The sequence below is a fragment of the Paeniglutamicibacter sp. Y32M11 genome (assembly GCF_019285735.1).
In the GTDB taxonomy this organism is placed as follows: Bacteria; Actinomycetota; Actinomycetes; order Actinomycetales; family Micrococcaceae; genus Paeniglutamicibacter.
This window is the reverse complement of the sequence record NZ_CP079107.1, coordinates 830,524-852,167: the sequence shown is the minus strand read 5'-3', so window position 1 is coordinate 852,167 and position 21,644 is coordinate 830,524. Positions and strand designations below refer to the sequence as shown.

Annotated in this window: 19 protein-coding genes and 1 tRNA gene; 3 read left to right on the top strand and 17 right to left on the bottom strand. The window is 61.2% G+C overall.

Annotation, left to right across the window (positions count from 1 at the left end; genetic code table 11):
- Positions 1–40: 40 nt before the first annotated feature.
- From KUF55_RS03805 to mca, 3 genes are all read right to left on the bottom strand, one after another.
- Entirely contained in the window at positions 41–2,296 is a 2,256-nt protein-coding gene (locus tag KUF55_RS03805) for a thioredoxin domain-containing protein (RefSeq protein WP_218818036.1), read from the bottom strand.
- 126 nt (positions 2,297–2,422) lie between these two features.
- Positions 2,423–2,695: a hypothetical protein gene (locus tag KUF55_RS03800; RefSeq protein WP_132362001.1), complete on the bottom strand. Its 273-nt coding sequence runs from the start codon at positions 2,693–2,695 to the stop codon at positions 2,423–2,425.
- Positions 2,696–2,744: 49 nt separating this feature from the next.
- Positions 2,745–3,662, bottom strand: a complete 918-nt coding sequence (gene mca / locus KUF55_RS03795; RefSeq protein WP_218818035.1) for a mycothiol conjugate amidase Mca — start codon at positions 3,660–3,662, stop codon at positions 2,745–2,747.
- 110 nt (positions 3,663–3,772) lie between these two features.
- On the opposite strand from mca, the gene KUF55_RS03790 reads away from it, so the two are divergent.
- Positions 3,773–4,174, top strand: coding sequence for a DUF4307 domain-containing protein (locus KUF55_RS03790; RefSeq protein ID WP_218818034.1), 402 nt, complete (start codon positions 3,773–3,775; stop codon positions 4,172–4,174).
- A 276-nt stretch (positions 4,175–4,450) separates the two neighbouring features.
- A complete protein-coding gene (greA, locus tag KUF55_RS03785) occupies positions 4,451–4,945 on the top strand; it encodes a transcription elongation factor GreA (protein ID WP_218818033.1) in 495 nt (164 codons plus the stop codon).
- A gap of 251 nt (positions 4,946–5,196) precedes the next feature.
- Here the strand turns inward: greA and ilvA are convergent, their stop codons facing one another.
- From ilvA to KUF55_RS03770, 3 genes are all read right to left on the bottom strand, one after another.
- Complete coding sequence (ilvA, locus tag KUF55_RS03780) at positions 5,197–6,447, bottom strand: threonine ammonia-lyase (RefSeq protein WP_132362007.1); 1,251 nt, start codon at positions 6,445–6,447, stop codon at positions 5,197–5,199.
- Positions 6,448–6,543: 96 nt separating this feature from the next.
- Positions 6,544–7,770 carry an AI-2E family transporter gene (locus KUF55_RS03775; protein ID WP_255557430.1) on the bottom strand — a complete coding sequence of 409 codons (1,227 nt, stop codon included), beginning with the start codon at positions 7,768–7,770 and terminating at the stop codon, positions 6,544–6,546.
- A 288-nt stretch (positions 7,771–8,058) separates the two neighbouring features.
- Entirely contained in the window at positions 8,059–8,871 is an 813-nt protein-coding gene (locus tag KUF55_RS03770; protein ID WP_132362011.1) for a Bax inhibitor-1/YccA family protein, read from the bottom strand.
- A gap of 318 nt (positions 8,872–9,189) precedes the next feature.
- Between KUF55_RS03770 and KUF55_RS03765 the strand changes: the two genes are divergently transcribed.
- Positions 9,190–9,618 carry a hypothetical protein gene (locus KUF55_RS03765; protein ID WP_218818031.1) on the top strand — a complete coding sequence of 143 codons (429 nt, stop codon included), beginning with the start codon at positions 9,190–9,192 and terminating at the stop codon, positions 9,616–9,618.
- A gap of 78 nt (positions 9,619–9,696) precedes the next feature.
- On the opposite strand, the gene KUF55_RS03760 is transcribed toward KUF55_RS03765, so the two are convergent.
- From KUF55_RS03760 to KUF55_RS03710, 11 genes are all read right to left on the bottom strand, one after another.
- Positions 9,697–9,778 (bottom strand) — tRNA-Leu (locus KUF55_RS03760).
- Positions 9,779–9,946: 168 nt separating this feature from the next.
- Positions 9,947–11,320 carry an NAD(P)/FAD-dependent oxidoreductase gene (locus tag KUF55_RS03755; protein WP_132362015.1) on the bottom strand — a complete coding sequence of 458 codons (1,374 nt, stop codon included), beginning with the start codon at positions 11,318–11,320 and terminating at the stop codon, positions 9,947–9,949.
- Between the two features lie 92 nt (positions 11,321–11,412).
- On the bottom strand, positions 11,413–12,906 hold the full coding sequence (locus KUF55_RS03750; protein ID WP_370630948.1) for a S8 family serine peptidase: 1,494 nt from the start codon (positions 12,904–12,906) through the stop codon (positions 11,413–11,415).
- A 47-nt stretch (positions 12,907–12,953) separates the two neighbouring features.
- Positions 12,954–13,910, bottom strand: coding sequence for a Ppx/GppA phosphatase family protein (locus KUF55_RS03745; protein WP_132362019.1), 957 nt, complete (start codon positions 13,908–13,910; stop codon positions 12,954–12,956).
- On the bottom strand, positions 13,907–14,626 hold the full coding sequence (locus KUF55_RS03740) for a DUF501 domain-containing protein (RefSeq protein WP_255557290.1): 720 nt from the start codon (positions 14,624–14,626) through the stop codon (positions 13,907–13,909). Before KUF55_RS03740 ends, KUF55_RS03745 begins: the two co-directional genes overlap by 4 nt.
- Positions 14,627–14,681: 55 nt before the next feature.
- Positions 14,682–15,560, bottom strand: coding sequence for a septum formation initiator family protein (locus KUF55_RS03735; protein WP_255557289.1), 879 nt, complete (start codon positions 15,558–15,560; stop codon positions 14,682–14,684).
- Positions 15,561–15,706: 146 nt separating this feature from the next.
- Entirely contained in the window at positions 15,707–16,987 is a 1,281-nt protein-coding gene (gene eno / locus KUF55_RS03730; protein WP_132362023.1) for a phosphopyruvate hydratase, read from the bottom strand.
- A gap of 126 nt (positions 16,988–17,113) precedes the next feature.
- Positions 17,114–17,806, bottom strand: a complete 693-nt coding sequence (locus KUF55_RS03725) for a MazG nucleotide pyrophosphohydrolase domain-containing protein (protein WP_218818029.1) — start codon at positions 17,804–17,806, stop codon at positions 17,114–17,116.
- Positions 17,807–18,066: 260 nt separating this feature from the next.
- The gene (locus KUF55_RS03720) at positions 18,067–19,275 is read right to left on the bottom strand and encodes an adenosine deaminase (protein ID WP_132362027.1); all 1,209 of its coding nucleotides are present in this window, start codon (positions 19,273–19,275) and stop codon (positions 18,067–18,069) included.
- A gap of 87 nt (positions 19,276–19,362) precedes the next feature.
- On the bottom strand, positions 19,363–20,082 hold the full coding sequence (locus KUF55_RS03715; RefSeq protein ID WP_218818028.1) for a DedA family protein: 720 nt from the start codon (positions 20,080–20,082) through the stop codon (positions 19,363–19,365).
- A 191-nt stretch (positions 20,083–20,273) separates the two neighbouring features.
- Entirely contained in the window at positions 20,274–21,587 is a 1,314-nt protein-coding gene (locus KUF55_RS03710; RefSeq protein ID WP_218818027.1) for a thymidine phosphorylase, read from the bottom strand.
- Positions 21,588–21,644 lie beyond the last annotated feature (57 nt).

The window sequence follows — 21,644 nt, the reverse complement described above, 5'->3', positions numbered from 1 at the left end:
CTTGGAAGCAGGATCCTCCGTTGCTCCCCCGCCGACGCCATCAGCTCTCCACGGAGTGCCCTGCTCCTAATCGGCGCAGCACGCTGCGCGAAAGTCCCGGAACGATCAGTGCAGCCAGGGCCGGCAAATCACTGACCGGAGCATGACATGAACCACCGCGACACACATAGATGCGCAGCTGCCCCTTGGGCCCGGAGGGGTATTCAGACGCCGCCGATGTATCGTTGTGTGCACCGAATTGAGCCACGCCGCAGAGCACCCCCAAACGAACTGCCGCTTCACGTTCTGTTGCAGTTCCGCCCGAGACGACCAGCTCGGTGCTCGAGCCATAGGAGAACCGGGTGGCAACGCCCAGTGCGCTACCCACCGCGGCCGGGGCCGTGGGCGCGACGGAGGGCACAAAGCCCAGCAGCATTCTTACCAGTGCCAGGTCGGCCTCGCTGTCTTGATGTACAGGTGCCTCGCCATCGATTTTCTGTCCGTGATCGAGTTCGCTCGACTGAGGCCAGAGACCTGCTGAGAGTTGGGCGCGACCAGCTCGATTCAGCAGTGCGGCGGCGAGCATCGAGGTCGCGGCTGGTACCGCATCGTCCAATGCCTCAGCACTGCTGACCCCGGCACGCAGGGCCAACACCCGCGGATCATTCCCGGCGGTGTCCCGTGGCACATTGTTGATCAGGAAGCGGGATTGAGCCATCGAAAGGATCTCGTCGGCTCGCTCAAACCAGAGATGATCCCCCGTGGCAACGCCAAGTTGTTGAAAACCGAGCACCACCGCCGCATAGTCTTCAAGAACCGCGGTGATCGAGGTATTAGCCGCACCGTCGTAACTAATGCGATGAAGCCGAGCTGCCACGTCATCACCGCCGGAGTCCCAATGCACCGAATGCACATATTCGGCCACCTCGACGGCGGTCACCGCCATCTCCGGATCGCTCAGCAAAACCGAGGCCTCGGCCAGCGCGGCGATGGCCAGACCATTCCACCCGGCAATGACCTTCGCATCTCGGGCCGGCTGGGGCCGTAGTGCACGGACCGCCGCGAGTTTTTCAAAGGCCGCCACGAGCCCTGGCCACTCCCCCAATTCGGGAACGCGTGCCAAGGCAATGGTTAACGCAACGTCATCGGCAGGTGGTGCCACCGTGGTGGCACCGCGCACGTTCGGTGCGGCACCGTCCCATAGTTCCCAAAAGCTGCCCCCGTCGGGCTCACCCAGGATCGCTGCCACTTGCCTCCGGGTGAAGGTGTAGGTGGCTCCCTCCGCGTGGGATCCATCGGGCATCAGGGTGTCGGCGTCCAGCGAAGAGGCAAATCCGCCACCGGGCAGCAGCAAATCCCGCCGGAGCCAGCGGTGAATACCGTGGGCAGCGCGACGACACAGTTCTGCGGTTTGTGCATCCGGAAGTTGAACCGCGGCCCTGGCGTAAAGACCTAACAACTGGGCATTGTCGTACAGCATCTTTTCAAAGTGCGGGATCTTCCACCGCTCATCAACGCAATAGCGCGCAAAGCCGCCACCCACATGATCCGCAAGGGCACTGGAGGCCATCACGGCAAGAGTGTCCGAAGCCTGCGATCCGGCCAGCGACGCCGCAGAACCTAGAGCTAGTGCGCCGCGCAGCAAAAAATCTAGGACGGGGCTGGGCGGAAACTTGGGTGCCGGAGAAAAACCGCCGGTGGGATGAGCAGTCTCGGCAAGTTTGCGGATGGCCGACTGGAGTGCCGGGGCCAGCGCCGATCCATTAACGCTGGTGGGTAGGGGTAGTGCCTTGGCAAACATTTTGGTTTGCCCACCTGCCACCGAACCCAGGTGTTCGGCCAGCGTTGCTGCCTGCAGTTCCAGCGCCGCACGGCGGTGAACCCAGGCATCGGAAACTGCCTCTAGTACCTGCATAAAGGAGGGTGTGCCCGGCCGTGGCGTGGGCGGGAAATAGGTCCCGGCATGAATGGCCCGTCCGTCGGCGAGCGTAAAGACGCTCATGGGCCAACCTCCGGCGCCGGTCAGTGTTTGGGTGGCCGCCATGTAGGCCTCATCAACCGCTGGGTGCTCCTCGCGGTCAATCTTGATCGGAACAAAATGTTCGTTGAGATAGGCAGCAACGCGGGGATCATCAAAGGACTCACGCGCCATCACATGGCACCAGTGGCACGCCGAATATCCAATGGATACAAACACCGGAATATTCCGAGCCGCAGCCTCGGCAAAGGCCTCATCGCCGTAGGGCCACCAGTCCACCGGTTGATGTGCATGCTGCCGCAGGTAGGCAGAGGTGCTGGTGGCGATTCGTTGTCCCATGGTGGCACCCTACGCTATGACACCCGACTCCCACCCGTAACGCCTGCTCCTGCGAGACTCTCGGCCGGTCCGGGGATGCAGAAGCGGCCCCGTGAGAACACGGGGCCGCCGGAAAAGTTTCTGCTATCAGCGTGCGGGCAGGTCCCCGGGCTCGTCAGGCTGAATATCCTTGCCCTTTTCCACCAAGAGCGCCTGGCGCGCTTCGGCTTCGCCGCGGTAACGAACCTTGCGGATTCGACGGGTCATGTCGCGAATCAGGAATATGGTGACGATGACAACGGCCGCAGTGGCCACAAAGCCGACGAAACCCGGGCCAATGGCCTGAGCCGCATCACCGACGGATTCTCCGGGAACCGGGGACGGACTGACAGAGGCTGCATAAAGCAGGAACGAATACACGCGCGAGGCTCTTTCTAGAAGTTGGCGACCGGAATCACCGGTACGGTACCTATCTTAGACCGGCAAACAGGTCGTTCTCTGGGAGTGTGGTCGGAACCGATGACTTGATCATGGTGAAGTCCTCCCACGGCCACACCTTAGCGGTGATGGTTTCCGGGACGGCGAAGAAGAATCCGTTCGGGTCAATCTGTGTTCGATGTGCCAACAATGCTTGATCACGCTTGGTGAAATAGTCGGCGCAGTGGATTTGTGTGGTCGTCACGTGCGGAGTCACCCAACCGAAGAACTGCTCGTCGGGGTGCTCTTCCCACGCCTTCACGCGTTCGGCAAAGGGAGATTCCATGCCGGCTTCAAGCATGGCGTAGTGCAGGGTTTTGAAGCGTTCCGGAGCGAATCCTCGGTCGTAGTACAGTTTCGAGGTTTCCCAGCTCGGACCGAGTTCCGGAGAGCTCTGCTCATTCGCCGCGTGTTCGTAGGCGTACATTGCCACCTTGTGGGCCTGAATGTGGTCAGGGTGCGGGTAACCGCCGTTTTCGTCGTAGGCAATGATGACGTGCGGCTTAAAATCGCGGATCAACCGGATCAGTGGGGCTGCTGCCCGCTCCAGCGGCTGTAGCGCAAAAGCTCCGAAGGGCAGCTCGGGCAGCGGGTCACCCTCAGGCAGCCCAGAATCAACAAAACCCAGCCAGCGGTGCTCGATGCCCAGCACGGCTGCGGCCTCGGCCATTTCTGTGCGGCGCACCCCGGCTAAGTCACGGTGGGCGTGAGCGAGTTCGCCCACCGCCGCGTTGAGGATGTCTCCGCGTTCGCCTCCGGTGCATGTAGCAACCATGACGGTGGCCCCTGCGGCAACGTATGCGGCCATGGTGGCCGACCCCTTTGACGATTCATCGTCGGGGTGTGCATGAACAGCCAGCAATCGCAGGCCCGTTGAATCAGCGATGTGCTCCACGTTGTGCTCTTCCACGTAGGTGACTCCAACTTCCTCTTGCTCGGTGAAGGGTTCCCCTTAGCCAAGGCTTAGACTGGTAGGGATGATTTCCCGGCCACGACGCCCACGAATCGAAAGGGGCGCCAATGTCCAGCTTAACTAATAGGTACGGATCGCCCAAGCGACGCCTCACTAAAAGAACTCGCGCGACGCTCATCGTCGTCGGCTTGGCTGCTCTGGTACTCGGTGCCCTCTATTTGACCTTCGCCAGTACGTCCGGAATGGACTATAAGGACAACTCCTTCGAGGTCCACTCCGCCACCAGCGCCACGGCAACCGTTGATATCTCCAAGGATGCCAGCGCCACGATCGTGTGCGATGTGCGTGCCCTAAATGAGTCTTACGCCATCGTTGGCTGGAAGACGCTAGTTCTTGGACCCACCGAGGGTAGGGGCATGACCACCACACGGGTGGTCGTTGACCTGCGCACCGAAGCGCTCTCGACCACCGCCGGCATCGAGTCGTGCCGACTCGCCAAGGACTCTTAGGCCGGAAACGAGTCACACATCTTCGGGCGCTGCAACTCCGCGAGCCGCGGAGACTCGCCGCTACGCCAAAAGCTCAACCTCTTGGGCAATTACCCAGTTGACGGCTAATATCTTTCTAATACGTTAATGCCCCGCTACAGACCGTGACGGACAAAGTTCTTCACCCACTGTGCGGGGTCTTTGCTTGCTAGATGTTGGACGCGTCATCGCGCGGGACCGTCACGGCTTGTTGTTCCTTCCCGGAGCAGCGGCCCCTGATAACACAAGGAGTACCCAGTGACCACGACAAATCACGAACCCGCTGATTGGCTGACCCAAGAGGCTTTCGACCGCCTCACAGCCGAACTTGAGCACCTCTCGGGGCCCGGCCGTGCCGAAATCGTAGACCGCATCGAGCAGGCACGGTCCGAGGGCGACCTCAAGGAGAACGGTGGCTACCACGCTGCCAAGGAGGAGCAGGGCAAGGCCGAGGCCCGCATTTCCTACCTCAAGAGCCTGTTGCGTCGCGCCTTGGTGGGCGCAGCACCGGCCGATGACGGAATCGTTGAACCCGGCATGCTGGTTGAAGCCATCATCGCCGGCGACAAGACCACCTTCCTCTTTGGAAGCCGTGAGGTCGCCGGAGATACTGACCTTGAGGTCTACTCGGAACAGTCCCCGATCGGTGCGGCAGTTCACGGCGTCAAGTCCGGCGAATCCGTCAGCTACACCGCGCCCAACGGCAAGGAAATCACCGTAGAGATCCTTTCCTGCAAGCCGTACAGCGCCTAAGCATTTTCGCCCGATCCTCTAGCTGAGGTGAGGTGTTTAGCTGGCCATCGATGTTTCGAGATTTTCATGGTTTTCCCTCTGGGGAAACGATGACGAACCGAACATCGGTGGCCAGCTGTCGTTAACCGGCAGCTGCAGACCTTGGCGTTCATAAAAATCACGCCCCGTCGTTGCCCCGACTCACCGAATGATTTCTCGATGGCTGGGCACAGTGACGGGGCGTTATGTCCTGGTGAAGGAGCTCAAGACTTTTAGCTCATCACCATGGGTTGGAAGCCTTCGGCCCTCAGGTTGTTCAGAACCGCCTCCGAATGTTCGTGGCCCTTGGTTTCCATGTCAATGGTGATTGCCACATCGCCCATGGATAGCGAACCGCCGACCCGAGTGTGGTCCAGTCGGGTAACGTTCGCGTCGGATTCGGCGATGACGCGGGAGATTGTAGCCAGCTCGCCGGGACGATCATCAAGCATCATGCGCACCGTGAGGTAACGTCCCGCCGCGGAGAGACCACGCTGGATGACCTTCAACATCAAGAGCGGGTCGATGTTTCCACCGGATAGGATGACGGCGGTTTTAGTGGGATTGATGCCCAATTCCTCGAGCTTGCCCTCCAGCAGAGCCGCAACACCCACGGCACCGGCCGGCTCAACCACCAGCTTGGAACGTTCCATCAGGAACACCAAGGCTCGAGCCAGTCCGTCCTCGGAGACGGTGACCACGTCGTCAACCAGTTCTCGGATGATCGCGAAGGGCAGCTGGCCCGGGCGGCCCACGGCGATGCCGTCGGCGATGGTGCGCACTGTATCCAGCGGGACCAGTGCGTCGGCGGCAAGGGACGGAGGGTAGGCCGCGGCGTTCTCCGCCTGCACTCCGATGATCTTGATCTCGCGGCCCAGTTCCTTGGCACGGCTCTTGATGGCTACTGCTACTCCTGCCAGCAGTCCGCCGCCACCCACTCCCATTAAAACGGTGTCGACGTCCGGCAGCTGGTCAAGGATCTCCAAGCCGATGGTGCCCTGACCGGCGATGATGTCTGGGTTATCAAAGGGGTGGACGAAGACCGCTCCGGTCGCCGTGGCATAACGTTCGGCCTCGGCGAGGGCCTCGTCAACGTTGTGACCGTGGAGGATGACCTCGGCTCCGTGGTCACGGGTCGCGGTGAGCTTGGGCAGTGCCACGCCCAGCGGCATGTAGATGCGGGCCTTGATGCCCAGCCGGCGAGCGGCCTGGGCGACGCCTTGGGCGTGGTTACCTGCGGAGGCCGCCACGACGCCACGGGCGCGTTCCTCGGCACTAAGTTTGGCCATGCGCACGTACGCGCCGCGGACCTTAAAGGATCCCGCGCGTTGCAGGTTTTCGCATTTGAGGAACACCTCGGAGCCGATGGCAAGCGAAAGTGCCCGCGAGTGCTCCATGGGGGTGCGGACGATGATGCCCTCGAGTAGGTCCCGCGCGTTCTCGATGTCTGACAGGGTCACCGGGAGTGTGGTCTTCTGGATCATGGGGATGACTTTCTTCAGGGCGTGGGGTGTAAACACGCGAATGCAATCGGGGGCGAGTACCTAAGGGCCTGGCCTTGGGCAATAACCGGTGGAGCGTTATTGCCGCGGATCAGCTGCCGGCTCCGGCTCTTCTCCATCAAGGTCGGCGGGAGCCGGTTCCGCGGTGCGGACCGGCTTGGTAATTCGTGCGCCCCCATTCGTGGCCATGGCCATGGCCGCGGCGGCGGCTTCTGGCCCAAAGAGTGGATCGTGCTCCCAGCCCCGGTCGGCAATGTATTTGACCACGGTGTTGGCCACTGCCAACACGGGAACGGCAAACAGTGCTCCTGCCACACCGGCGACGATCGTTCCGCCGGTAACCGCCATGACAACCGCCAGTGGGTGCAAACTGACTGCCTTACCCATGATCAGCGGCTGCAGGATGTGTGATTCGGCCTGCTGAACAAAGAGAACTATCAAGAGCATGATCATGGCGTTAACCGGTCCGTTAGCCACCAGGGCCAGCAACACCGCTACTGCGCCGGTGAGCAAGGCACCGACCACGGGGATGAAGGACCCGACAAAGACCAGTACGCCCAGCGGGAGCGCTAACGGAACACCGAGAATCAGTGCGCCAACACCGATGCCCACGGCGTCGATGAAGGCAACAAATACTTGTACACGAACGTAGGTGACCATCGAGGTCCAACCGCGGCGCATGGCGCCGTGCGCTGCCGGACGTGCTTTACGCGGCAGGATGTTGACGAAGAAGCGTCCGATCATCTGGCCGTCGAGCAACAGGAAAATCAGCGAGAAGAACACCAGAAGCATTCCGGCCGCCAGGTGCCCGAGGGTGGTTCCCCACGACAGTGCGCCGGAGAGGATGGAGGAAGAATTGTCCTTGAGTTGATTCAACGCATCTTGGAAGAGCGCATCAATGTCTTGGTTGCTCAGGCCCAGCGGACCCGTCGAAATCCAGTTCTGAATTTGACCGATGCCGGTGAGCGCTTGAGCCCATAGCGAGTTGAATCCCGTGACCAGGCGATGACCAACCAACGACAGTCCCCCCACCACCAGACTCAGGAAGGCCAGCATTGTCACGCCCACGGCGAGGCCCTTGGGGAAGCGCAGGTTGCGGTTCAGGAACTTCACCACGGGGCTGAGCAGCCCGGCCAATAGTGCGGCGATCATCAGCGGGATCACCAAGAGAGATACGTGGGAGAGCAGCCAGACAAAGATGCCAACGGCAATAACGATAACAATCAGTCGCCAGGCCCAGGATGCGGCGATACGCACACCGTAAGGCAAATCTTCGGCTTCAACCGGTTCGGCGTAGTCGATCATGTCGTCGTTCAGCACTGCTTTTGGTCCGGCGGATTCTGCAACTCGCTTCGCGGCCTCGGCAAGCGTCAAGCGATGAAAAAAGTTCGGCAGTTTCATAGTGCTTCCCCACATAAATCTGCGCATAAGCACCGCTGGTTGCTCTTTGCAGGGACTCTGCCTAACTTAGCCATGAACATACGGTATCCCTTGGAAGTTGCCTGCGCGGCAAAGATGACGCCCATATTGCAGAAAAACCGCGGGGCAGTACCCAAATAATGGGTACTGCCCCGCGGTCACACAGCAAATTGACTAGTCGTCGCCACGCAGGATGGCCAGAATGCGCAGAATCTCCACGTACAGCCAAATAAGGGTCACGGTCAGCCCGAACGCCGCAGACCACGCCATCTTGGCCGGAGCGCCTTGGCGTACGCCGTCGGAGATATTGGTGAAGTCAAGAACCAGCGCGTAGGTGGCCAGCAACACTGCCAGCACACCGATACCCAGGCCCAACAATCCGCTGCGCATACCGAACATACCGTCGATGGTCCCGGTCATCATCAGCACGAAGTTCAGCAGCGAGAATACGCCGTAGCCGATCATCGCGATCATGAACATGCGGGTCATCTTCGGGGTTGCACGGTACTTACCGGAGCGGTACAGCACCAAGGTCACGGCGAAGACCGAGAAAGTCGCGAGTACAGCCTGGACGGCAATGCCCGGGTACATGTTCTCAAAGAACCTTGAGAGGCCGCCGAGGAACAAGCCCTCGAAGCCTGCGTACAACATGATCAGCACCGGCGACGGCTGACGCTTAAACGAGTTGACCAGACCAAGGACCAAGCCAACAATTGCACCAACGAGCATTAGACCGGACATCTGCCAGCCAATGCCTGCACCAATAAGCACCAAGCCGAGGCTAAGCAGCGTCTTGTTGATGACATCGGCGTAGGTCATACGGCCAGTGTCCTGCGGCGAAGCAGATGGCTGCGAGTACATATCCTGCAACGCTTGCGAGCTCATCGGCTGAGCATAAGTCGTGGACGCGGCACCCGTTGCGCCGGCCGCACGGGTCTGCTCGCGGTAATTCTTGGAATTAAAGACCGGGTTTCCGCCCAGGGCCATGATTATTCTCCTCGGTAGGGTTGTCTACAAATAGCCTACGTTGGTTCAACGGTTGGCGACGCCGAATAAATCCCATTCTGACTACATTTCAACAACTTTTCGTTCAATCAACGGCTTTTTGAGAATTCGCTGCAGCATTTCCACGCTCCCGGCCAGTGATTTTCCGGTTCCAGGCGGCTGATGGTGAATCAAAATAGCAGCGCCCGCCAAAAGTTGTCCGGGTTTTTCTCAAGGTCAGCGGGAAGCATCTTCGATGCTCCCCCCTATGCTCACGGGACGTGTTTCGCTGCTAATATCAACTCAAAGATATTCCAACCAATGGAGTTAGTGTCGATGAAAAGGCTAGTTTCGCTTCTTATGGCTTTAGCGCTGCTGTGCGGGCTTAGTAGCTGTAGTGCCGATGAACGTGCGGAGAGGCTCTCCGCCGGATGGACCGAGGCGTTGTTGACAGCTCCCGGCGTCATCGATGCACGGTCGAGTTATCACATCACCCTTGGCATGAGCCAAGGTGGCATGGTGCAGATCACCATGCAGCCAGGCGACCGCACTCCGGAAGAGGTCATGGCCAATTCCATGCGCGCACTTGCGCCGCTCTTGATCAAGAACGGCAGGCGCTCTGCGGGTTTAAATTACTCGCTTGTTGTGGAGGGCTCAGAAACTCTGGTCTATCCCGAGATTTTGGGTATCGATTCTCGACCGTCACTTCAGACAATCATTAATTACGCGGCAGAAAATCCGGCTCCGTAGCCCATTGGCTGAATCTCAGCTCACGACAAAGGCTCCTACTCCCCCGTGATCACGGAGAAGTAGGAGCCTCATGTTTTGTACCCCCAGTGGGACTCGAACCCACAATCCTTTCGGAAGCTGATTTTAAGTCAGCCGTGTATGCCAATTCCACCATAGGGGCCTACATATCCAAGCCTACAAGATCGTTTCACCAGTAATGAAACGAGACGTCGGCGATTGCCCGAAATAGGGGCAGCACCACCAGTCATTCCAATTCACGGACCGTGGCCTATCACTATTGGCCCGGAATCGTCGGTGCGGTGGTGCCGCCCTTACTTAGTGCAAATATCTATGCGCGCGGCTTCGGGGTCGCGGCTTCGACGAACGTAGCGCGCGGGGTCTCGAGGTTGTTCAGCTGCAGGGTGTCGCGCGTGAAGACCATCGCAACCATCCAGTCGCCCAACACGCGGAACTTACGCTCGAAGGTCGGCATGGCCATGCCGTGGTAGCCACGGTGTGCCATCCAGGCTGGCCAGCCCTTGAGCTTGATGCCAACAACCTTGGCCACGCCCTTGTTAGCACCGAAACCGGCAACTGCGCCGAGGTTCTTGTGCTTGTAGTTCTTGACCTGGCCAACACCGTAGCGCGTGGCGTACAGGTTGTGTGCCAGCAATTTGGCCTGGCGCACTGCGTGCTGTGCGTTCGGAACGCAGGTACCGTCGGGCAGGCCGCCGGTAACATCGGGCACTGCCGAGACGTCGCCTGCAGCCCAGGCACCCTCAATGGCAATTCCGTCTTCTCCGGTGATACGCAGGTCGGTTCCGGTCATGACACGACCGCGAGCTTCGATCGGGAAGTCGGTGGAGCGCACCATCGGGTTGGCCATGACGCCCGCGGTCCAGATCAGGGTGTCGGTCTCGAAGGTTTCGCCCGGAGACTTGTCTGCCATGTTCATCAACTGCATGACCCCACCCTCGGCGTTCGCCAGGGAGGTGTTCAGCAGGACCTCGATGCCACGGCTACGCAGGTGGTCAACAACCCACAGAGCCTGGTCTTCGGTGACCTCCGGCATGATGCGGCCCATGGCTTCAACCAGGACGAAGCGCAGCTCACCCTTGGCGATACGACCGTTGAGGTCGGCCGCGTGGCGAGCCATGTCCTCAATTTCGGCGATGGTCTCGATGCCGGCAAAGCCGCCACCGACCACGACGAAGGTCAGGGCGCGCTTGCGCTCAGCGGCGTCGGTCATCAGTGACGCAGATTCAATGCGTTCGAGAACCTTGTTGCGCAGGGCAACGGCTTCCTCGATCGACTTCAGACCAATTCCCGCGTCAGCCAGTCCGGCGATCGGGAAGGTACGAGTCACGGCGCCCGCGGCCATAACAACGTCACGGTACTGAAGCTCGAAGGGTTCCCCAACTACCGGCACAATAACTGCCGTGTTGTTCTTGTGGTCAATGGCCGAAACGCGGCCGGTGATCAGCTCGGAATCCTTCAGGTGCTGTCGGTGCGAGACAACCGCGTGACGGGCCTCGATCTGTCCGCCGGCAACTTCGGGAAGGAAGGGCTGGTAAGTCATGTAAGGCAAGGGGTCAACAACGGTGACAATACCGCCGTGCGCCTTGACCTTCTTCTGCAGCTTCATTGCGACGTAAAGTCCAACGTAGCCGCCGCCCACAACAAGAATGCGCGGACGATCGGAAAATTGTTCAGTGATAGGCATGGCTCCATTCTATCCCCAAAAACGTCGATTGTGAAAATCTTCACTAATGAGTTTTGAGGTCTAGAACACCCCCTACAACCCGCACGCGGAGCCTAGGAGTCGGAGCCAGATTCGGGCAGCTCATCAAAGATATCTTTTGCCCCACTCGAGCCCACCAAACGGAGCGCAGCGACGGAATCACTAGCGGTTGATGCGCTAATGGTGGCCCGGCGCCGAGTCCTGACGTAGTGCAATATTCCACCCAAGGCAGTCACGAACAGCAGCCCACCAAATCCGAGTACTAACAGTGGAGGAAGAGCCCCCAGACTCTGCTCGGGAGCTTGCGGCGCTGGTGCGGCGATGGATTTAATATCCGATCTCTCCGTTGAAATGCCCGGATCGGTGGTGGGCGAGGACAAGCTCTCCGGGCCCCTACGGTGCACCCGGATCCACTCGGTGATGGTGTTCATCGGGTTGGCTTCCACCTGCGGGACTTTAGCCGTTAAGGCCGCATAAGCATCAAGAATGCCATGGCCATACAGGTTGTCAACGCCTGGCTGACCGGCCGGCCGCGCGGTGGCGAGAATCCTGTTGATAACCTCCGGCGCTTTCATCTGCGGATATTTAGAACGGATCATTGCCGCTACACCAGCGACCAGTGGCGCGGCGCCGGAGGTGCCCGACCAGTCGGCGTACCCTCCGCCTGGCAGGCCACCGACCAAAGGATCGGCGGGGGCTGCTACACCGATGCTGATGCCCTCGGTGGAGGAGTCAACACTGGCCTTGCCACTACTGTCGATGCCCGCCACGGTGAGGACTCCCGGGATGGTCGCCGGGGCTCCAACTTGCTGCATGCCGCCAGCACGATTTCCTGCCGCGGCCACGATGACCACGTCCTTGTCCTCGGCATATTTGAAGGCGGTGTCCCAGCTCGTTGGCCAATCTGGCTGTGTGGATCCCAAGGAAATATTGATGACCTTAGCTCCGTTGTCCACCGCCCACTTCACGGCGGTGGGAACCTGGTCTTCCACAGGGATTCCGGCAGGGTTCTCCGTGCCCATCCACAACGAGACCGAGAGGATTTCCGCTTCCGGAGCCACGCCCCGCATTCCGTCGGCGCCCGGGCCCGGCTTCGGAATTTTGATGGGTTCGGGTTCCTTGGGCGGATCCTTCTTGTCCTTCACCGCCGTTTCGACCGCCTTCTCGTAGGCGATCTTTTGGGCTGCGGCATCGGCCTTGGCCTCCGCAATTTTGGCCTTATTGTTGCCCCTGCCCGCCAAGAGGGTTGCCACCAGCGTTCCGTGTTCGGGCAATGTGCCCAGCGGCTTGGAACCGTCCGCCGCACCGGCTCCGGAGACGTCCTTGCCGTTAGTGACCACGCCCCGCAAATCCGGATGGCTGGTGTCAATGCCGGTGTCGATGACAGCAACCTTGACACCCTTGCCCTTGGATACCGTCCACGCCTTATCGATGCCCGAGGACTCGAGCCACCATTGACCATCGCGGGCGGCGTCGGCCTGCGCGGCCGGTGCGATGGTGAGCGCCATCGAGGAACAGAGCGCCAGGCTCAGAAGAACGGCAGCAATGCGGCTCAATCGTTGGCTCAAGTTTTCTCCTGGCATTGACTATTAGACGGCGACGGGCACAGCGGAGCTTAGTTCGTGGGCGCAAGGCCCAAGGCGATTCCGTCCAGAATATCGTGTTCGGATGCCGTGGCCGTGTTGATAGCTCCGGTAGTGGCGGTGGCCAAGCGTTCGAGAATGCATCCGTAAATCAAGGCACCAGCGGCAATAACATCCACCCGACCAGGATGCATGAATCCTAGTGAGGCGCGAGATTCACGGTCCGCAGCGAGTATCCAGGCGATAGCGTTTTCGAGCTTCTCGAATCCCACCTCGGCACCGTGAATCCTTGCCGATTCATACTTTTCGAGTTCCAGCGCGGCGGCCGTGAGCGTGGTGATGGTTCCGGCCACGCCCACGAGGCGATCAACGCGGGAAAAATCAACCATTGTGGCGGCCTCGTCGAGAACCGCATTGACTTGGATGCGTGCCTCCGTGATGGTCCCGAGCGTGGGCTGTTCCAAACGCCAGAAGCGCTCGGTCAGTCGTACACTGCCCATATCCATACTGCACGAGGCGATTGGTCCACTCTGGTTGCCCAGAACAAATTCGGTGGATCCCCCACCCAAATCAACAACAAGAATGTTGCTACCCGGTTCCGGGGGCGCCACGGAGGTGGCACCGGCGAAGGACAGCGCGGCCTCCACCTGGCCCGGAACAACTTCCGGCTCAACTCCCAGCCGGGCGCTAACCCCGGCGACAAACTCGGCGCGGTTCTTCGCGTCTCGGGTTGCGGAGGTCGCCACGAAGCGGATCACTTCGGCCCCGTGTTCGGCGATCAAAATCGCGTATTCATCGATCGCTGCGAAGGTACGGACTAATGCCTCGGGAGCAAATTCACCGGTGGCATCAACCCCCTGGCCCAGACGGACAACGCGCATTTCACGCACCACGTCGGTCAGTGTTGGCCCCGAGGGGCTCCGCTCGACATCGGCGATGAGCAACCGGATGGAGTTAGTTCCGCAGTCGATCGCTGCGACACGCCTCATGCCTTGGTGTCCTTGGGGGAAGCCACGTCCGACTCCAGGGTTGCTGCCTCGCGTGCTGCTCGGGCCGCGGCACGTTCGGCCTTCTTGACCGCCGGATCAATGGCCTGCGTCTTCACGTGGCGTGAACGGTCCTGGCTCGGGGCGGGGGCCTGTGTGTCCCAGGCACCGGTGCACCGGCAGATATCCTTGGTCCACCACTCGGCAATGTCTTCCAGTGCTCGATCACCCAGCGGGTTCACACCTTTTCCGGCGGCCAAGGAGTGGCCCACCAGAACGTGCAGGCACTTCACACGGGTGGGCATGCCACCGGCCGAAACGCCGGCGATCTCCGGGACCGGACCGGTGCCGGAGCGTTCGCCGATGGCCTCACGCACGGCCAGGTACGCCTCATGGGCCTGCGCATAGGCTGCCGCGAGGTCGGTGTTCTCACCGAGCTCGGCGTTCATCTCGTTCATCAGGCCCGCGGCCTCGAGGCGTGAGACGGCCGAGGTGATGACCGGGTGCGTCAAGTAGTACGTGGTGGGGAACGGGATCCCGGAGGATAGCCGCGGCGCCGTGGTGGCTACCAACGGGTTTCCACAGATACAGCGAGCGCCGATCTCCACCACGTCACGCACCGGGCGATTCAGCTGGCGCGAAAGCGTCTCCAGGTCCGATTCGCTGGGCACTCGGGCCGCAGCATCAAGTGCTTCGTGGTTAGTATTCTCAGCGTCCACGGTTGGGAGCTTCTCCTCGAGTCGGTGGGGGGCAAGGCAGGGTGTGTGAAGCGGATCAGTCGGTGGCTGCGCGCTGCATCGAGTCAAAGAGCGCATCAACCCAGGGCAAATCCGTGCGGACTTCCTCGGGGCTCTGGTTCACGTCACCCTCGGCATCTTCTGCCGGTTGTGTGCCGACGACCATATAGTTTCGTTCGCCGGGCATAACCAAGTTTATCCGGTCGCGCGCCTGCTGTTTGATATACAGCGGATCATCCCACCGGGCAATCTGGTCCTTGAGTGATTCCTGTTCGACCTGCTTGTCCTCGATGGAGGTTCGTAGCGCCGAGATTTCGTCATGCTGGCGCGAATACGTGCCGATGCTGGGGACAAGTAGGACGGCGAATACCGACAGCGCGATGCTCAACGCCAGCAAGCGGCCAGAAAAGCTGCGTGCCGGAATGGGCTTCTTGGGGCCACCGTGGCTCTTGCCCGGGGCCGTCTTCGCCGACTTCTCGTCCTTGCGCACGGCACCGGAAAGCAGGTTACGGTCTTCAATGCGCCGCTGTGAGGCGCTTGCCTTGACCTTTGGCTTGGCGGCAGATTTGGCAGCCGATTTAGGACCGGGCTGAGCCGTGGCTTTCGGGCCGGAGGAAGGCTTGGCCGCAGCGGGGCGTTTCTGGCCGGGAGCTGTGGTTCCGGTCGACTTTATCGGGCCTAGCGGAATGACCTTGGCTCGGTTTTCCGCGGGGCGTGCGGCAGCGGTACCTTCACGAGCCGGAGCCCCCTGAGCTGAAGCTCGTGGTGCTGGATGCGCACCGCGCAGTGGTTCCTCGTTGCGCGGTCGCGCGCGTTTCTGCGGGGCTTCGGAAGTTGTCGCCTGCTCGCCGGTGGTCTGTTGGGGGTCGTTACCCGACGCCCCAGAGCGTGGCATGGGGGGACGTCGCGCTGCCATTTGACTCCTTGCCCAGTTGTGCCGGGTTCCTGTCTCCAGGGCCCATCGTGATCTTGGTGTTCACGAACTTTTTGCCGGTGATACACAAAAGCTCGTGGGGGAACCAAGAATAGTTCCCCCACGAGCCTACGTGTAATTAGGGCTGTTTATGCACCGAAACGCGGGAAGGCACCGGCACCGGCGTAAACCGCCGCGTCGCCGAGCTCTTCTTCAATGCGAAGCAGCTGGTTGTACTTGGCAACACGCTCGGAGCGGGCCGGGGCACCGGTCTTGATCTGACCTGCGTTGGTGGCAACACAAATGTCAGCGATCGTGGTGTCCTCGGTCTCGCCCGAACGGTGCGAGGTGATGGTGGTGTAGCCGGCGCGCTGAGCCATGGACACCGCGTCCAAGGTCTCGGTCAACGTACCGATCTGGTTCACCTTCACCAGCAAGGAGTTGGCGGTGGCCGTCTCGATGCCGCGGGCCAGACGCTCCGGGTTGGTGACGAACAGGTCATCGCCAACCAGCTGGACCTTGTCGCCGATGGCGTCGGTGAGGGTCTTCCAACCGTCCCAGTCGTCTTCGTCCAGGGGATCCTCGATGGATACCAACGGGAAGTCGGTGACCAGCTGAGCGTAGTAGTCGCTCATTTCCTGGGCGGTGATCGACTTGCCTTCGAACTGGTAGGTTCCATTGTCGAAGAATTCCGAGGAGGCAACGTCAAGTGCCATGGCAATGTCTTCGCCCGGGGTGTAGCCGGCGCGAATGATGGCCTCGGTGATCAGTTCCAGTGCCGCGCGGTTGGATGGCAGGTTCGGAGCGAAGCCGCCCTCGTCGCCAAGACCCGTGGACAGGCCCTTTTCCTTCAGCACGGACTTGAGATTGTGGTAAACCTCAACTCCCCAGCGCAGGCCCTCGGAGAAGGTCGATGCGCCGATCGGGGCGATCATGAATTCCTGGATGTCAACATCCGAGTCGGCGTGCGAGCCACCGTTGAGGATATTCATCAGCGGAACCGGAAGCACGTGGGCGTTCGGGCCGCCGAGGTACTTGTACAGCGGCAGGTTTGCGGATTCCGCAGCGGCATTTGCCACGGCCAGAGAAACACCGAGGATGGCGTTGGCGCCGAGTTTGGCCTTGTTGGCGGTGCCATCGAGGTCCAACATCACTGCGTCAATCGCGCGCTGGTCGGTGGCGTCCAAGCCCTCGACCGCACCGGCGATGTCCTCAATAACTGCTGCTACGGCACCCAAGACACCCTTGCCCTGGTAACGCTTGGGGTCTTCGTCACGGCGTTCTGCTGCCTCAAAGGCACCGGTGGAGGCACCGGAAGGTACTGCTGCGCGGCCCATCGAACCGTCGGTCAGCAAAACTTCAACCTCAACGGTTGGGTTGCCGCGCGAATCGAGGATCTCGCGGGCGTGAATGGCTTCAATCAATGCCATGGGAAGGTACTCCTTCAAGGTGTGGATGATAGTCAAACGTGAACTGCATGATGCAGGCGCCGTTGCCTGCCCCCTAGCCTAGCTTGCATGAGAGCTAGTTCACGAAGTTGTGTAGCGCGTTTTGGCCTAGGGGCGTCCAACGCGTTGTTGCACCACGGTTCGCAGGGCCCGCTCGGCGTCGAGCCCGCGTGCTGCTGCCGTGGCGCAGAGGGCGAGCAAATGCTCACCCAGCTCCTGTTCATTTTCCGGAATGAACCCCGCGGGGGCCTCCGGATCGGGAACGGAATTCTTGGTGTCCGGCGGCCCTGACGTCTCGAGGACATCGGGGGTCTCGGTGATGGCCGCATGGCGACGTGTTCGTGAAATGAACATCTGGGCATAGTGCAGGGCCGGGAGATTGGTCGGCATCCCGGCGGCGGCCGAGGCGTTCTGCGGCTTCTCCGCACGCTTGGCCTTGTCCCAGGACTCGATGATCTCCTGGATCGAGCTCGGGAAGGACTCGCGCAGCCTGCCATCGGGGAAAAAGATGTGGGTATTTCGGCGAATCATCTTGGCGCTGAGATGGCCGGCGATGGAATCAAAATCGAAGGCGTGACGCTCCGCGCCAATCGCGGCATGCAACACCACCTGCAGCAGGATATCCCCGAGCTCTGCCTCAAGTTCGGTATCCGGAGCCTGCGTCTCGATGGCCTCGGTGAGCTCGTAAGACTCCTCGAGGAGGTAGGTCACCAGGGACCGATGACTCAGCGCCGCGGTCCAGGCACAGTGTTCACGCAAGAGGGAAATGATCTCAACGAGTCGGTCGACCTGCTGGCTCATGGATGCCTTTCCCTGGTGCACGCCGCGCATCCGCCTAGACCTATCCGTTGCGGGATGACCTAGTGAGGCGCAAAATGATGCGGGCGTCGTTGCCCGCACCCAAGAATATCCGATTGATCCCGCCCCGCGTGGGGGCGACGGCTTTTAGCTGCGTCACAGTGCGTACCCCGGCACGGCTGAAAAAAACACAAAAGCCGGTGTGTTGCTGCCCCAAGACGGGCACCAACACACCGGCGGTCGGTGAACTACGGCGCTAAGGACTAGTCCTCGTCGTCGTCCTCATCTTCGATGTCCTCATACTCAAGGTCATCCTCATCCTCGTCGTTCAGCGCGTCGTAGGCCTCGTTGATGAAATCAACCAGTGCCTCGCGTTCCTCCAACGGGAGGAACGCTGCCTCGGCGGCATTCAGGGTCAGGTCAAGGATGTCTTCGAGGTCGTAGTCGAAGGCCTCCACCAGGAGCTCAAATTCGTCGGACAGGGTGGTGCCGCTCATCAGCCGATTATCCGGGGAGATGGTGACGTTGAATCCGGTCTGCACCAACAGATCCACGGGGTGGGTCTCGATGCCCTCGCCGAAGGCGGCGGTGGCGCCGGTCTGTAGGTTGGAGGACGGGCAGATTTCCAGGGCGATGCCGCGATCGCGAACCCAGTTGGCCACCGGGCCAAGGTTCACCAATCCGGTGTCCTCATCAACCTCTTCGCCGTCGTCATCAATGCCGCCGTACTGGATCTCGATGTCTTCGGCGATGCGCACGCCGTGGCCCAGGCGCTGAGCGCGACCCACCAGCAGGGCGTCCTTGATGGAATCCAATCCCGCTGCCTCACCGGCATGGACGGTGGTGGGGAAGAAGTTCTCGGCCAATAGGTCGAAGGCTTCCTTCAGGTTCGAGGGCGGGAAACCGTCCTCGGCACCGGCGATGTCGAACCCCACCACGCCGCGTGAGCGGTGACGCAGGGCCAGCTGAGCGATCTCGGTGCCACGATCAGCGTGGCGCATGGCGATCAGCAGCTGACCGACCTGAATCGGGGTGCCGGCGTCGGTGAGCCGCAGCGAAGCTTCTTCGAGTCCGTCCTGGACCGCCTCCACCACGTCGTCCAGGGAGAGTCCCTCACGCTGGTGCTGTTCCGGGGCCCAACGGACCTCGGCGTACACCACACCGTCGTCAACAAGGTCTTCAACAAATTCGCTAGCTACCCGACGCAGCGCGTCCTTGGTCTGCATCACGGCAATGGTGTGGTCAAAGGTTTCCAGGTAGCGCTCCAGCGAACCGGAGTCGGACGCAGCCCGGAACCAGGCGCCAAGTTCCTCGGCATCGGTGGAAGGAAGTTGGTGTCCCGCTGCTTCGGCCAGCTCGATGATGGTTTGCGGGCGCAATCCCCCATCTAGGTGGTCATGCAACGAAACCTTGGGCAGCGCCCGGAAGTCGAAGGAAGGGTCATAGGCAAGGTGAATCAGCTCGTCAGTCACCTGCCCAGCCTATCGGGGCAATGCTGCTTCCGACAGTGGGTAGGTGCAGTGTTGGACCAAATGTTCACCCAAGGCCGTGCAGCTGTTCTACTGACCGCCGGGCCCGAGGCCCAGTTCACCATTTTCGTCGCCCGGAACTCGCACCGGGCGATCGAGTGTACTCGTCTCCGCGATCTGGTCGCTGGCCGGTGATCCCCCGTGGCCGCGACGTCCGAGCCTCACCAGAACGGCGTGGCTGAGCTTGTCGATCAGTGATCCCATCACGATGGCCAGAGCGACCGAAAGGATGATCCCCAACAGTTGGTTGTCGTGGAACCAGGCACCTGCCACCACGCCGATGGCCACCGAATAGCTGGCCCAGGTCAGGCAGCCAATAACATCAAGCAGGGTAAAGCGGCGCAGCGAGAATCCGGTGGCGCCGGCGCTGAGGTTTACCACCACGCGCCCGATGGGGACATAACGGGCGGTAAAGATGAGCATGGCCCCGCGTCGGTTCAGCTCGTGCCGGGCAAAGGCAAAGAGCTTTTGGGTGCGCGGTCTGCGCATCCACCCAAAACGTTCGGTCCCGATCCGCCGGCCCAGGCGGTAGGCCACCTGGTCTCCCACGATCGCCCCAACGGCACCGGCCAGGATCAGCAAATAGACATTCGGGATCCCGGTACCCGCGGCAACAACGCCCAGGGCCACCAGCAGCGTCTCGGAGGGCAGGATCGGTAAAAATCCGTCGATGAAACAGAACAGGCACACCACCGGAAGGATCCACCACGCATTTGCCGCGTGCACGATGGCTTCATTGATCAGGTCCACTCACAAACCGGCTTTCCATAACGGTGATGTGCGCTCCGGGATAAGACCGCCGGTGCACACAAGCGTGGTCCCAAGAGCCACGTGACTCTTATTCTCCCGCACTTTGTGTACCCGGCGCATCATTCCGCAGGCTGAATAGTGTGGCGCATCCCTCCTCCTTGCGGATCACGGATGGGTTCCTGTTCACCGCCTTAGGAGGCATCGATGCGATCGAGCACCAGGCTCATCTCCGGGCGACTGCCCTCCGGGGCGATGGTGGCCGCCCCGATCAGCAATTCTCGGGCCCGTTCGAAGCGCTCCGGGGTATCGGTGAGCATCGTGGCCAATGGTGTACCACGGCGCACCACGTCCCCGGGCTTGGCATGCAATCGCACCCCGGCACCGGCCTGCACCGGGTCCGCCCGGCGGGCACGCCCGGCACCCAGGCGCCAGGCAGCAACACCCACATCCATCGCATCCAGGGCGGTGAGCACCCCATCGGCTTGGGCGTAGATCGTCTCGGATTCCTTGGCCACCGGCAGCGGCGCGGCGTTGTCCCCGCCCTGGGCGGAGATCATGGCACGCCACTTATCCATGGCTCGGCCGTCTTTCAGGGCGGCCTCCACGTCAGCATCGCGCACCCCGGCGCCCTCAAGCATCTCGGTGGCTAGCTTGATGGTCAGTTCCACCACGTCCGCCGGTCCCCCGCCGGCGAGTACCTCGAGGGATTCCTGGACCTCGATGGCGTTGCCGGCGGTGAGTCCCAGCGGGGTGTCCATATTGGTCAGCAGTGCCACGGTGCGCACCCCGGCGTCGGTGCCAAGGTTCACCATGGTGCGGGCCAATTCCCGGGCGTCCTCAAGCTTTTTCATGAAGGCACCGGAGCCGACCTTCACATCCAAGACCAGGGCACCGGTGCCCTCGGCGATCTTCTTACTCATGATCGAGGAGGCGATCAATGGGATCGACTCCACCGTGCCGGTAACATCGCGCAGTGCGTAGAGCTTCTTATCGGCCGGGGCCAGAGAGGCACCGGCGGCGCAGATGACCGCGCCCACTTCGGAAAGCTGAGCCATCATCTCCGCGTTAGACAACTCGGCCCGCCAGCCGGAGATTGATTCGAGCTTATCTAGCGTGCCACCGGTGTGTCCCAGTCCACGGCCCGAGAGCTGCGGGACCGCCACACCGAAGACGGCAACCAATGGGGCCAGCGGCAGGGTGATCTTATCCCCCACACCGCCGGTGGAGTGCTTGTCAGTGGTGGGCAGCGCCAACCCGGCCGGAGTGCGCAGCGTGGAGAAATCCATGCGCTCCCCCGAATTGATCATGGCGGTGGTCCAGCGCGAGATCTCCGCGCGGTCCATGCCGTTGAGCAAAATGGCCATGTTCAGCGCCGCCATCTGTTCCTCGGCGATGACACCACGGGTGTAGGCGTCGATGGTCCAGTCGATCTGTTCTGGCGAAAGGGTGCCGCGGTCGCGCTTAACGCGGATGATGTCAACGGCGTCGAAGGTCTCGGTGCTCATGAATGCTCCGTTTCTGTAAAAAAGTTGCCCCGCCGCGCCATTCTGTGGCGGGCGGGG

Bases quoted from the DNA above. Each gene is read 5' to 3' on its own strand.
- KUF55_RS03805 (WP_218818036.1), bottom strand. From the start codon at position 2,296: ATGGGACAACGAATCGCCACCAGCACCTCTGCCTACCTGCGGCAGCAT.
- KUF55_RS03790 (WP_218818034.1), top strand. From the start codon at position 3,773: ATGTCCAGCTTAACTAATAGGTACGGATCGCCCAAGCGACGCCTCACT.
- ilvA (WP_132362007.1), bottom strand. From the start codon at position 6,447: ATGATCCAGAAGACCACACTCCCGGTGACCCTGTCAGACATCGAGAAC.
- KUF55_RS03775 (WP_255557430.1), bottom strand. From the start codon at position 7,770: ATGATCGACTACGCCGAACCGGTTGAAGCCGAAGATTTGCCTTACGGT.
- KUF55_RS03770 (WP_132362011.1), bottom strand. From the start codon at position 8,871: ATGGCCCTGGGCGGAAACCCGGTCTTTAATTCCAAGAATTACCGCGAG.
- KUF55_RS03765 (WP_218818031.1), top strand. From the start codon at position 9,190: ATGGAGTTAGTGTCGATGAAAAGGCTAGTTTCGCTTCTTATGGCTTTA.
- KUF55_RS03755 (WP_132362015.1), bottom strand. From the start codon at position 11,320: ATGCCTATCACTGAACAATTTTCCGATCGTCCGCGCATTCTTGTTGTG.
- KUF55_RS03745 (WP_132362019.1), bottom strand. From the start codon at position 13,910: ATGAGGCGTGTCGCAGCGATCGACTGCGGAACTAACTCCATCCGGTTG.
- KUF55_RS03735 (WP_255557289.1), bottom strand. From the start codon at position 15,560: ATGGCAGCGCGACGTCCCCCCATGCCACGCTCTGGGGCGTCGGGTAAC.
- eno (WP_132362023.1), bottom strand. From the start codon at position 16,987: ATGGCATTGATTGAAGCCATTCACGCCCGCGAGATCCTCGATTCGCGC.
- KUF55_RS03725 (WP_218818029.1), bottom strand. From the start codon at position 17,806: ATGAGCCAGCAGGTCGACCGACTCGTTGAGATCATTTCCCTCTTGCGT.
- KUF55_RS03710 (WP_218818027.1), bottom strand. From the start codon at position 21,587: ATGAGCACCGAGACCTTCGACGCCGTTGACATCATCCGCGTTAAGCGC.